The 12,212-nt window shown below is 32.8% G+C and carries 15 protein-coding genes and 1 riboswitch; all 15 genes read right to left on the reverse strand.

Annotation, left to right across the window (positions count from 1 at the left end; translation table 11 throughout):
* The coding region (locus BLV64_RS12515; RefSeq protein ID WP_143034168.1) for a hypothetical protein at positions 1 to 713 on the reverse strand (713 nt) is incomplete at its 3' end.
* On the reverse strand, positions 691 to 3,108 hold the full coding sequence (locus BLV64_RS12520) for a PAAR domain-containing protein (protein WP_092136075.1): 2,418 nt from the start codon (positions 3,106 to 3,108) through the stop codon (positions 691 to 693). The genes BLV64_RS12520 and BLV64_RS12515, both read right to left, overlap by 23 nt.
* A gap of 300 nt (positions 3,109 to 3,408) precedes the next feature.
* Positions 3,409 to 4,065: a hypothetical protein gene (locus BLV64_RS12525; protein ID WP_092136077.1), complete on the reverse strand. Its 657-nt coding sequence runs from the start codon at positions 4,063 to 4,065 to the stop codon at positions 3,409 to 3,411.
* Positions 4,066 to 4,104: 39 nt separating this feature from the next.
* Entirely contained in the window at positions 4,105 to 4,563 is a 459-nt protein-coding gene (locus BLV64_RS12530; RefSeq protein WP_092136080.1) for a VOC family protein, read from the reverse strand.
* Between the two features lie 96 nt (positions 4,564 to 4,659).
* Positions 4,660 to 5,310: a hypothetical protein gene (locus BLV64_RS12535; protein ID WP_092136083.1), complete on the reverse strand. Its 651-nt coding sequence runs from the start codon at positions 5,308 to 5,310 to the stop codon at positions 4,660 to 4,662.
* Between the two features lie 58 nt (positions 5,311 to 5,368).
* Positions 5,369 to 5,460, reverse strand: a riboswitch (SAM-I-IV-variant riboswitch).
* 135 nt (positions 5,461 to 5,595) lie between these two features.
* The gene (locus tag BLV64_RS12540) at positions 5,596 to 5,955 is read right to left on the reverse strand and encodes a hypothetical protein (RefSeq protein ID WP_143034169.1); all 360 of its coding nucleotides are present in this window, start codon (positions 5,953 to 5,955) and stop codon (positions 5,596 to 5,598) included.
* A 91-nt stretch (positions 5,956 to 6,046) separates the two neighbouring features.
* Complete coding sequence (locus BLV64_RS12545; protein WP_092136088.1) at positions 6,047 to 6,514, reverse strand: hypothetical protein; 468 nt, start codon at positions 6,512 to 6,514, stop codon at positions 6,047 to 6,049.
* A 161-nt stretch (positions 6,515 to 6,675) separates the two neighbouring features.
* Positions 6,676 to 7,485, reverse strand: a complete 810-nt coding sequence (locus BLV64_RS12550; RefSeq protein WP_092136090.1) for a hypothetical protein — start codon at positions 7,483 to 7,485, stop codon at positions 6,676 to 6,678.
* A gap of 79 nt (positions 7,486 to 7,564) precedes the next feature.
* Positions 7,565 to 8,320 carry a hypothetical protein gene (locus BLV64_RS12555; RefSeq protein WP_092136092.1) on the reverse strand — a complete coding sequence of 252 codons (756 nt, stop codon included), beginning with the start codon at positions 8,318 to 8,320 and terminating at the stop codon, positions 7,565 to 7,567.
* A gap of 144 nt (positions 8,321 to 8,464) precedes the next feature.
* The gene (locus tag BLV64_RS12560; protein WP_092136094.1) at positions 8,465 to 9,277 is read right to left on the reverse strand and encodes a M23 family metallopeptidase; all 813 of its coding nucleotides are present in this window, start codon (positions 9,275 to 9,277) and stop codon (positions 8,465 to 8,467) included.
* A gap of 306 nt (positions 9,278 to 9,583) precedes the next feature.
* Entirely contained in the window at positions 9,584 to 10,084 is a 501-nt protein-coding gene (locus tag BLV64_RS12565; RefSeq protein WP_092136096.1) for a DUF3592 domain-containing protein, read from the reverse strand.
* Positions 10,085 to 10,088: 4 nt separating this feature from the next.
* Positions 10,089 to 10,610, reverse strand: a complete 522-nt coding sequence (locus tag BLV64_RS12570) for a hypothetical protein (RefSeq protein ID WP_143034170.1) — start codon at positions 10,608 to 10,610, stop codon at positions 10,089 to 10,091.
* 29 nt (positions 10,611 to 10,639) lie between these two features.
* Positions 10,640 to 10,864 (reverse strand): hypothetical protein, encoded by a 225-nt coding sequence (locus BLV64_RS12575; protein WP_092136100.1) that lies wholly within the window; start codon positions 10,862 to 10,864, stop codon positions 10,640 to 10,642.
* A 44-nt stretch (positions 10,865 to 10,908) separates the two neighbouring features.
* Positions 10,909 to 11,346 carry an FEKKY domain-containing protein gene (locus BLV64_RS12580; RefSeq protein ID WP_092136102.1) on the reverse strand — a complete coding sequence of 146 codons (438 nt, stop codon included), beginning with the start codon at positions 11,344 to 11,346 and terminating at the stop codon, positions 10,909 to 10,911.
* Between the two features lie 302 nt (positions 11,347 to 11,648).
* The gene (locus BLV64_RS12585; protein ID WP_092136104.1) at positions 11,649 to 12,053 is read right to left on the reverse strand and encodes a hypothetical protein; all 405 of its coding nucleotides are present in this window, start codon (positions 12,051 to 12,053) and stop codon (positions 11,649 to 11,651) included.
* Positions 12,054 to 12,212: the final 159 nt, after the last annotated feature.

Consider the following 12,212-nt stretch of genomic DNA (forward strand, 5'->3'; position numbering starts at 1 on the left):
TCCATTTGCACATAATCGATTACCTTTATAATGTTTTGTTTCATTAAGGTCTCCATGCTTTCTTGTAAAGGCTGCATACGGATTTCTTCGGGATTGATTTTTTCGGGATACTGACTTCTAAAATTGCTAGGCTCTTCGTTATAATAGTCCGCTCTCATCATATACCATATATTGTTTATTTTAAAATAATATCTAGAGTTATAGATATATGCATATGAAGCTAAAAGGTAAATTTCTTGAAATTTCTTAAACCATTTTTTAAAATCTTTTTCAGTGTTCTTAAACTTAAAAGCATCTTCAATTTTATTATTAGTTAAGGGGTCTATAAATTTATGCTGAGTGTTGTCTCCATTAAATAACCAACTTAAATAATGTTTACTTGTCCATAAAGTGCCATCTTTCAGCGTTCTGTACCATAATTCTTCACTACCAATGGTGTCTCCAAAAAAATCAATTTTTTTTCTTGAAATATCTTTTTCATTTTCCCCTAATAGGCTAAGAATGTTTTGATTATTATCAATTAATTTTTCATTAAGAATGAAATCATTTTTAAACAAAGTAATCACTTCATAGTTTTCGGTCCCTTGATGTTGATGTAGGTCTTTATAGGCGGTATAATTTTGCATTTGCTTTTCTGCTTTTTTATTTTGAAAATAAGTACAGCTCGTTAATAATACTAAACAGATTAAACTAAGGCTTATGCTGTGTTTCATCGTATAGTTGGTTTTTATTGGCTTTCTTTTTATAAACATAGGCTTGTATAACATTGTTGATATAATCAGTTTCTGATAATGAAGAATGAATTAAATGTTTTTGGCTCTGAATTGGGTCTTCGACATAATCCTTTTCTTGCTCTCTTTGTTCTTCGTCTGATAATTTATTTATATTTCCATCATACTCCATCCTATAAAATACTTTTTCTCCGGCTTTAGTAATGCGATCAAAAATGGATGCTTTACCATAGTCATCCGCTGGAAAATCGCTAAGTAGTTTTTTATGAGTAATCATAGCTACCGGACTAAAATGGGCGTATAAGTCGGCAGTTTGTAAAGCAGCGTAACGTAACAACATATTTTGGTAGGTTAATTGTGCTATATTGTAATAAATAAGACTTTTAATCTCGTGGTCATTTAGGCCATTACTTCTTCTTATATGTGGAGGATGTATTACAGGAATATAACGATAAGCAGTGTATAACTCATAAAGCGTCTTATCCCTTGGACTAGAACCAAAATTAGTAATTAAATCCTGATAGGCTTTTATCCTTGTCTCGTTCCTACCAATATAAGCATTAGACCCTAGTAAGATGGCTCCTACGGCATCGGAGTCGAACTTGTGTTTGGAGTGCTTTTCGTAGTTGCTTTTGGCAATTCTAAACGCATTCATTGCGACAGCCCAAAGAACGGCTACGTCTTTATAGGTGCCCCATTCTTTACCTTCTTCTTTTTCTTGAAACGAGCTGTCATCATCAACATCACTAAAATCAAAACGACGGTTAGCAACGTAGGGTGGGATTACTAAAAACCCACTTTCAGCACCCATTGTTTTAAGGTCAATTATTTTTTTATTTTGGCTGTTTGTATAATAAGAGGGAATGCTCGATGCCTTATGGAGATACTCTGCACTAAATAACGTTTTGTCTATTTTAGGGTTGCAAGCACTATTAATTTCTGGAATATCACCATCGATAGAAACTAAATCTGCTCTGTCATTGGTAAAGGTGAATTGCACCGCTCGGCTTTTAAAATCTTCCCAATTCCCACAAATGGTTTTAACGTGTTCAAAAAGTCCTCGATTATTATATATTTTCTTGTATTTGGGATTGTAAAGGTCAGATATCGCATTAAAAAATTCTTTCCCACTATTTTCTTCTTTACCCAATAACACAGCATTTTTATTAATCATGTATTCTTGGGTCTTTTTTCTGACTAGCGAATTATAAGCGTCTCCGTAGAGTCCTCTAGGTTGGTGGACTCCTAAAAAAATAGAATTTATAGCTACTTTATCATAGCCCATTTCACTCGCGAATTTTATGACCCCTAATTTAACACCGGCAGCCATGCAGGCCCCTTGGCTATGACCAACAATGGTAACGGGTTTATAATGGGGGGTGTGACTTTCTATTTGGGGTTTCTCTCCTTTTTTATTGTCTACATTGGTTTTTTTATAAATATCCCAATGATATCTGGCCCATTCATAACCCAAGGAAATCCCGTGATCTACACGGTGAGCCCCATTACTTGCTAATCCGTGAGATCCATTAACATAATGAACACGGCCTTCTGCATTAAAATATTTGGCATATATTTCGGTAGCTTTTTTTTGATTAGCTTTAATATTCCAATAGCCGTAATACTTGGTTTCTGGAGTACTAAAAACATTCGTGTTTAGATTCCTTAATTTCTCTTCCAATATCTTCCGTGCTTTACTTTTATGTAAATCCTCTTCACGTTGATTCGCCGTATAAAAATCATCATGATCAATGCGGTTGCGTTCATTTACATTTTCCCCACGCCTAGTAAACCAGCCTTTTTTATCCGGATTAAGATCCATAATAGCATTCCATTGGGATTCGCTATTGGTTACGGGGTCGCTTAAATAGCCATTAACAAAAATAATTTCGCCCTGTAATTTGGGTAACTTTTTAACTTTATCTTCTTGTTGTTCGGCAAGTGCTCTTAGTTTTTTCTGAATGGCCTCTGCTTGCTTAAGGTTTTTAGCCTGACCGATAGATGCCGCTTGAAGTCTATCGCTTATTGAAATTTCTGGAAACGGTATTTTATCTATGGGCATTACCGAAGTAGCTGTTTGAGAACTACTACTAATAATAACATTAGGCGAGCCAGTAACCACTTTACCACCGTGTGCTGTTTTATCCCCAATGGTAGCAATAGGTTTTCCATTAATTAAAACTGAAGAAATTCCTGTTACAATAGTATCTGGTCCGCTATTACAAGTGCAGATGCTCCCCAGGGTTGCTACAGACTGCCCGTTAATAAAAATATTAGGTGACCCTTGAATTATTGGTCCGCCCACATGAGGCGTAGAACCACTACACATGGGGCAGGTATGATTACTTCCTACTGTTGCTGCGGGTTTACCTGCCATAGTGTTGTGGTTTTAGTTAATTCTTGATAGTGTACTTCAGTTTGTTTTGGGCTCGGGTGTTATCTAATGGTCTAATGTAAAAGGACTTACTAACTAATTTAGTAAAAAAAAATGAATTACAGATAAATGTTATTGGTTATGAAGGTGTTGTATTATATTTTTTTAGTTAAGAAGTGCCTTTATTAAGACATCAGCGTATGATTTAATAAAGTTAAATTGAGCTAAACACCCCTTAGAGAGCTGTTTATAAATGGGGATGAAATACAACGATATTAGTATATACCTGAATTTTCAATTGTTTTAATGAAGCTTTCCACTAGCAATTTTAAGGGTGTTGACTCTGTAATAAAGAGTGTTTTCTATTAAGCTAAAACCTGTTCTAACGGTACCTTCTACGCCATGGTTAAACAGTGTTATCACATAAAAAAGGCGTGATCCTTTGGATGGAATAGTTAATTGAAGGGATGTCGGATCTGGGATATTGTCATTTAATAGCGTATTTATATCGGGTAAACCATAGTTAAAGAGTTCAACTTTATCCGTGTTTATTTCTTCATGAGGTAAAATTATTTTAACGGCATTACTTAAAGATAATGGCAGTGTGTAGTTTTCTAGAGGAAAGTCGATAGTAAGCTGAATAGGTTGGTCTGATGTACTGGTTATTTTTGAATAGAAAACCGTATAAACATAGGTTTTCCCATTGTTATCTGTATAGTCAAGGCCTCCTTTTGGTAAACTGTTTTCTATGATAACTTGGCTAGCATTAGCCAAGTTGTAAACGTACCTAGTATCTATATACTTGCCTTTTGGTTCCAACCCGGTCTCAATTATTGTGGGCTTAGGAGCTTTTAAGGTGTCAGGGATTTTGGTAGCGGGCGCTGACGGAGTTTTCTGGTCTTGGACACAGGAAAATAGTACGGATAGTACAGTTAGAATAACGAGAGGACTTGTTCTCATGAGTTTAAGGAGCAATATAAATAATAATAGGCTAGCTGTTTAGTGTTTGGCATCATTAATTTCTATCCAATAGCCGTCTGGATCTTGAAAATAAATTTGTCTCACGCCGTCAGGTCTTGATTGGATATTATTGCTTTCTCCAGCAAAATCTGAATAGTTAATGTCGTTTTCATTTAAAAAGTCTAAATAACGGTCAAAATTACGTACTGTAAACGCGAGATGTAGAACCTTATTAACTTTTACATCACCATATTTATCCAATTGTGCTTGGGCAATATGAAGTTGTTGGTTATTTCCCGTTTCAAAAAAGCGTATGAGTTTAAATTTTGGCCAAGGGGTAGCGATCTCTTTTAGCTGTAATATATCACTATAAAATTGAGCACTAACTTCTATGTTTTCCACCTGAATGGTGGAGTGGTCATGTTCGAGTTTAAACGATTGAGCATTGGAAAAAAGAACGCTAAGCATTACTGTGAATACGATTACCAAACGTTTCATGAGTATCGATTTAAAGTTACTAAACAAAAGATACGGAAAATCAATTTAACTCATTTGTTTTTAGGGTTTTAAGTTAAGGGTATGTGCCTTAACGAATTATTTTATAGCGAATAAACGATTATACATGGCAGGATAGTCGCGTTTTAAATTTTCGCATAAATTCGTATAAAATGTAGACCATTCACGAGCACTCATTTCTGAAGCACCTTGTCCTGATGCAACGGCTATAGCAAAACCAGTTCTCCATGATAATGGTATATTAAGTTCTTTTTCGGCTTTCATTCTTCTCACAGTAGTGTATAAGCGTCCTACACCCGTATGTCCAGATAATGGGTAGGCTGTATTTAGTTTCTTTAATAGTTCCTCTTTTACAAACGCGTTTAATTCATAATATAAATTGAATGTTATAATGCGGTTTATTACTTGCGGATCCATGGCGTGTTCAAAAGGTATTAATAGTAGCCATTTTGACTGGGTTTGAACTATAAACGGACCTTCATCTCTATTTAGGGCATAAGAAGCACCGATAAAACTTTTGTTGGTGTCAAAGTGAAGAATTTGATAATCTTTAGATTTTGAGAAATCGAAGAGCGTATTCAGATTGGAATGTGTGATTTGAAAGAGGTAACGATTATCAGCTAGTTTCAATTCGTGAATTTTGATAGTTGTTTCTTCAAATGGTAAGAGAATAGCGTCTAGTATTGCGGATTCTGTTTTTGGAAAAAAAAGTTGGAAATGCGTGTTCATACAAATACGTTTTAATTAAAAATTAGTTATTTGTACTCCGAAAAAAAAGCAATAGAATGTTCAACGTTTATTTTGACTGGGTGCCCGTATTGTTTTACCACCGTGGTGTCTTCACTCGGTTGGTACCTTTAAAGGTTCGAAATACAGTGCAAAAATATAAATTTATTTCAAACTAACTTTAAATATGAGTTATTCTTTGAATGGGTTTATAGGAACAGGCGAAGTAATTTTTTTTTAGTAGACAAGGACTGGTCATTAATTATAGAAGTTGGTATCACTACTAGTTTATTCCATATTTTCATTATTAAGATAAGTTTTAAATTCCGCAGAATAAAAGTTTGAGTTTGGGTTTAATTCTTTTTTATCGCAATTGTAATCTACTAAAGCGTTGTTAGCAGTAATGACAATTGCAAATCGGTTATTCTCAAATTGTCCAATTGCAGCTAATCCACGTTCAGATTTATTCTGCACAGTTAGTCCTTTAGGTAGAGTGAAAACAGTTTTATTTCCCATAAAATGGCCAACTTGAATGTCTTCTTTTAATATTCCTAATTCATTTGAAGGTGAATTGACATTATTCCAGAAGATGCCGAGTATAAGGATAATATTCATCACTATCGAAGTCCAAAAAATTATTTTTCTCATTTTAGTCAATTAAAATTATTTTCAATGTTGAGGTTTAGTATTGTAATGGTATTGCAGCACAGTATCTTGGTGGTAATCTTTATTTTCCTTTTTAGGCAAGATTCCATTCGATACCTCTTTGCTTTGCAAACTTATCAATACCGAGAGATTTTAATTCGTTTTCATTAAACGCTCTAAGGTGATCGTTTATGTACCCTTTAACAACAGTTCCATTTTGGAAATCGGATACTTTTTTTCGTGCTACTTTTTCAATGTCATTTAGGTTTTCCAGAAATACTCTAGTGGGCTCAATTGTCGGTCTTGAAATTTGGTCCTCCATAATATTTAAATCAATCGCGACTTTATTTCCATTTATACTTGTATGAACATCAGGATGTTCCTCTGTTTTGTTTAAGTCAATTTTTCCGAAATATTTTAATTCAACCAGGTCTTGAGTTGTTTTAGTTCCTGTTGTCTTATTGAGATATTCAATACTGTTTTTTTTTGCGTTATTTCCATATTTAAAAGCGTAAAATAGTCCGATTCCAATTACTAAAACAAACAGGAGAGATTGTATCATAGTTAGGGTTTTAATGATAAAGATAACGATTTTATAAAAGAATAGCGGGGTGTCAATGGAGAAGATAAGTTACTAATTACAATCCGAAAAGGAACAGACGAATTGATATTTACTAGTCAACTAGGAGTAGCCACTTAACAGACCTATTTATACAGTGGGCATTATTCGTATTTGTCTCTATTATCTGCACATGTTATTGATTCCATCATCGATTTATATAAATTGGCAGATAGTTCGTTATACGTTTTGTCAATTTCTTTATGTTCAAACCCCATATCATTCCAAGACCCCATTCCACCGAATACAAAGGCTTTACTTGCAGACATTAATAATTGACGATTTTCTAAATTATAATTCTTCCAACAGATTAAGTCATTGTGATAAAAGTTAGACTCAGGGTTTTCGCTTTCTAAAGTGTTTTTTGCTGTCTCAAATAGTTTTCCCCAATTCTCTGTCGTTTCTTTATAAGCAAAGTCAGTTATTTTTTCGAGGCAAGTTTTTAGATGTCCTTTAGTTTGAATGCTATCTAATTGCTGATTTATAGTTGGTCGGTTTTCAATGGCCTTGCCGTAAGTTACTTGCCAAGGTTTTTCGGTTAATTGCGCGTCGTAATGCCATCTACTAACCCAAAAATCAGAATGTGTTGAATAAATTGTTTCTATATACCAATTTCCCCCACCACCAACAAATCCTACCATTTTATGATCTTCTTCTTTAACTGTGTGATAGTAAAGTCGAAGTTTTTTACAGTCTTTTGATTTTAAATACTCAAACCATTCCATCGGGTTTTTAGAAACAGTAATTTCTTTTTTAGAACTGAAAATGCTCTTTTTTTTTAGTTCCCTAAAATCAACAATATCACAATGTTGAAAACTAGAGTTTTGAGGAAAAAAACCTGTTAGGGTTCCACTTTTTAGATATTCATTTCCGAAAGATGTTATTGCGATAATCTGGGCTAATATTCCTGTCATTCCTTATTTTTCAGTTTATGGGCAACTTTGTTTTACAATTGCTTAATTTTTAAATCAGTACGCTGTTGGGTAACTGGATTTATTTATAGTATTCTTTTCCATTAGAATCCACATAACCGCTTCTATTATCAAAAGTTTTGAATTTAGCTAATCCGAATATAAAGGTCTCTAATTCTTTATATCTCGCTTTTGTTATTCCGTAATACCCAAGTTGGTTATTGATTTTTACTTTTAATAGCCCAGAATCATAAGTTACTTCGTCATAGAATGTTAGCTTACCTTGGTATAAAACGCCTTGTTTTTTTCCTTTTTGTATTATTAAGGCATGGGGAAATACTTCTGTATGATTAAAAACAAAACTGTTTTCGTCAAATTCGATTTTATTTTCGTTATTAGGAAAGTTAATCTTGTCAATACCCTTTACTTCAATAGAGTCGATGATTTTTGGTGGAATTTTATCTTCATAATCATAGAAATTTTCATTCTCCGTCAAATAATAGCTTTCATTTTTCTCTACTATTTCATAAACATAATTTGGTACAGTGCCACAAAGCGCAAGTGTAATATTGACTTTCTTTTTCTTTTTCCCCTTGTTATTTATATAAAAAGGTATGTTGTTTTTATCTAAAACCTGTAAATATTCTCCCAAATGCTCAATAAATTTCAGCTTTTTAAAAACTACTTTTTTATCATTTTTCTTAATTCGAAAAGTTTGAGAATTAAGGTCTTTATAAACCTTGAGTTTGTCTCCAAACTCATAAACTAAAGAATCGTTGTTTTGAGCAAAAGCACTAATTAAGTTTAAAAACAATACGAATGTTAAAAGTATTCTCATAGTTTTATTTTATATAATGTGTACTACTAAAGTTTGCAGCGTGGTTAAGTAACTAAAGCTCAGATTTAATTCACGCAAAACCCAAGAGAAACAAATTGGCAAAATAATGTTTGCAAACTGGTGCGGACAAGCACCAATAAGGTATTAATATTGTCTCGAATAGTCTTTCTTTTCAACGAGATACTCGATGTTATTTCCGTCTCCCGTTTTGAATTTTGTTTTTAATGTTTCTCTACTATTTATATTCTGATTAAATATTACCAAGTGTAAATGTGGTCCTGTACTCCAGCCGACATTTCCACTATATCCAATTCGTTGTCCTTTTGAAACCTTATCTCCAACTTTAACTTCTGATCCATTTTTTTTAATGTGTGTATATTCTGCGAAAGTGCCGTCGGGGTGATAAATTATTATAAGATTATTGAATTTTTCACATTCTTTTTTTTCGCAATTTCTATTATTTTTTTCTATCACTTTAATTACAATACCTTCTCTAATCGCCATAATTTCTGTGCCCACTGGCATTGTGAAATCCAATGCGAATTCATTTTTATGAGAAAAAGCACCATTGTAACCTTGATAAACTTTAAATTCATTTGTGGTGTTGAAGGGTAGGTTATAAACGTAATCTTTATCATACGTCTTGTTATTATTTTCACCGTAATTCGTAAAATATGTATAAGAAAACTTGTAAGCTTTTCCAGTTTTAGAGACTTTAAGCGTGGTAAGTAGCTGTTTTTTTTCTTTAGCATTTACTATATAAACAGTATTATTCCCTCCTTCAATATTTAAGTTTTTAACTGTAAAATCAATCTTTATACTAACGGGACAAAATTCATTATTATCTGCATAGATATTGTATCCATTTTCAATTTGCTCATAGTATAGTTTTACATTGTGTTCTGCTTGACATAATGAAGTGATCAGGACGAATATTAATAATATATAGTTTTTCATTTCGTGTTTTTTAAAAAGTAGTGAGGTTATTTTTTTCCTGTAGTTTTTTTCCAAATTTGAGTTATTTTATCTTGTATTGCTATTTGTGTTTTTCAAAGTGGTGTTAGTGGGAATTGCTAGGTCTATTATTAAATGAGTTGCGCTAACAAGATATAAAAAATTGAGGCAGGAGGGGTAAATAATACAAGTTTTATCAAGGTTATTATCACCTTGATTTTAAATGCTTTTGTTTGTTGTTATTACTGTAGAATATAATGCTTAAAATTTCTGAGTTTTAATTCAGTGTGTTGCAGTGGTCAGATCGTATTATCCTCTAGAATATAAGAGGTAACCGCCACCTATTATCATTAATGGCATAGCGATGCACAATAGGAGGATGCTCCATCTATACAGTCCCCAAAATGAGACTACCTTTTTGTCATCACTATTTTTAGCATATACAATATGCACATAATCTCCTATTTTATAGGGCGCCGGACTAGAACTGACTTCACTTTGAAATTGGACGATATTTTTCAATTTATCAGTATATTCAAATACGGGTTTATAGGTATAGCCATCCTCACCACTAATTTCAATTAAGTCGATAACTTTGGCTTTCGTTTTTACGCCGTCGGTTAGTAAGTTTTGCGTTTTATTAAACTGTACAACCGCAAAATAAACGAGGATAGCCGAAACAAATAACATTCCCACATATAAATACGCCATCATTTTCATTTTAGTTGAATTAAAGTTAATGTTTTTAAGAGTACAAATAGTAGTTTTTAGGTCTGAGAATATAACTGTAGGGAAACAGTAGTTCACCATTAAATTAGCTCTGTGTTCTTAGAATCTGATAAAAAGATTGATTTATGCTAAAGTTATTTTCAAATAGTTTTTTAGATAAAAGTTGGATGATTTTTTCTCTATTGGGATAATTTTTATGTAAACAGTCTTTATTATCACTACCCACTATAATTAGAGAAGCGAAATAGGCGTCTTTTGATTCTTTTCCGTCGGTTATTACCGAAAAAAGTTGTCCGTCTCCAAACAAATCCAAGTCGCTCCACACCAATCTTGGAAAACTATGCGTTAGATATTCACTATCTAATTTATTTGTCCACAGCCCATAATTTTCATACATCATTTTATGGGTGTCTGCGCAGGATTTAATAGTAAAGAACCTAATTTCATTTATAGAAGTCGTGTCTTTTGTAGTTACAATGGGGAACGTTGTTATACTATATTTTTGCTGGTATTTATTAATAACGGGCGCTTTTTTAGTGCCATATTGGTTTTTTTGTGAACAGCAAAAAAAGCTAAATGTTAAGCATAGTAAAATAATAGACCTCATAATAGTGTACATAATGGTTGTGTCAAGGTTTATTCTATGATCTCGTAGTCTATACTTAGTTTACGTAAAGCTCTTAAAGCAGAACCAGTGTTCCTATCGGCTATTTCAATCTCTATCGCGTCTCCCTCTAATAGTATATCGGTAAGGTTATTGGATGAAGCCATATCATTGTTAGACGAAATCTCGGCTATACATTGGGCTATTGCCCGTTTATCGGGTCTAGGTGCATCACAAGATAATAAGTTTATTTTCATAAGATTCTATGTATTGATTATAGCCGGTTATGGCTATAAATTTTTTATTTTCGAGTCCACTCTTTAAACCCGATAATATCATTTCTTACTTCTTTTAACCAGTTCTTTCCGTACCTTTTATTTAAATACTTAGCAACGGTTATGTTATAAGCAACAACAATTTCATGATCTGGTCCTGTACATCCAAAATCATAAAAATAAATTCCATATTTATTTTCAAATTGTGAATCATTTGCCATTGTAGTAGGAGCAATTCCACCAATTAATAAAAGAAGAGGAGTTCCGTTATGGATATCCAATTTGGCCAATTTTTCACCTTCTTTTTCCTCAGTTATAAAGGTCAGTTTAGAAGCTCCAGAATTATTCAATTGCTCATCCTTTAATTCGCTTGTTCTTGAAAGGCTTGCAGATGCTTCAATCTGCTTTTGTGCATTTAAAGTCAAAGAAATAATTCCGAATATTACCGTTAGTATAAATTTCATAATATTTTCCTTCTATAGTACATTTCCGCAGTTCATAACAATGGCGTACTATACGACTAGAATCCGCAAGCTAATGTACAACAGTATGCTGTAGCGTTTGTTTTTATTTTGTGTCTGTCTACCACAACAAGATATAGAAAATTATAGTAGATAAGTAACTTAACAACCATTTATATTAATGCGCTGAAATAAAGGCCTTTATATTATTCTATTTTACAACCAATCGGAAGTGACCAAATACGGGGTTGGAACTATATTTAGATTAAGTGGTTTATTGCTTCACACGGATAGTTTTCGGGACTTTATTTTTTTAAATCCTTTACCTTTATTTTAAGGCTATCAATGGTTTCGTCTCCTGAAACTAAATAGAAATTTAGCTTTTCATATTCTGATATGTCTGTCAAATTAGTCTTGAGCTTAGTGCTTATTTTTTGACTTTCGTTTTTAAGTTTCAGCTGACTTTGATTTGAGGTAAATGGTCGGTTATTATATAAATATATATTAATGTCTATGTGGTTACTTATAATCGTGCTTTGAAAACGCCACCCAAATGAAACACTATCATTATCCACAAGTAATTCTTCTAGTAGATTTTTGTTTTTATTCAAATCAAAAACTTCTGTTAGCGTTTTCGCCTCTCTTTTGTCATTATTACAGCTAAATACGAGGAATAGTACTAATAGAATGGTGTGTTTTGGTTTTATCATTTTTAAATCTTTTGTAAGTTCTATTATAGCTGTTTGTATACAGCTTTTATAGCGATGTTAAATTGGCTTCTGGTTTTTACAAAGTACAAAGTAATGATTTTATATATATATTATTGTTGACTAAAGTTTTTTTCAAAAGTAATTTCGCTTCGTTATGAT

It is taken from the genome of Bizionia paragorgiae (assembly GCF_900107625.1).
Taxonomy (GTDB): Bacteria; Bacteroidota; Bacteroidia; order Flavobacteriales; family Flavobacteriaceae; genus Bizionia; species Bizionia paragorgiae.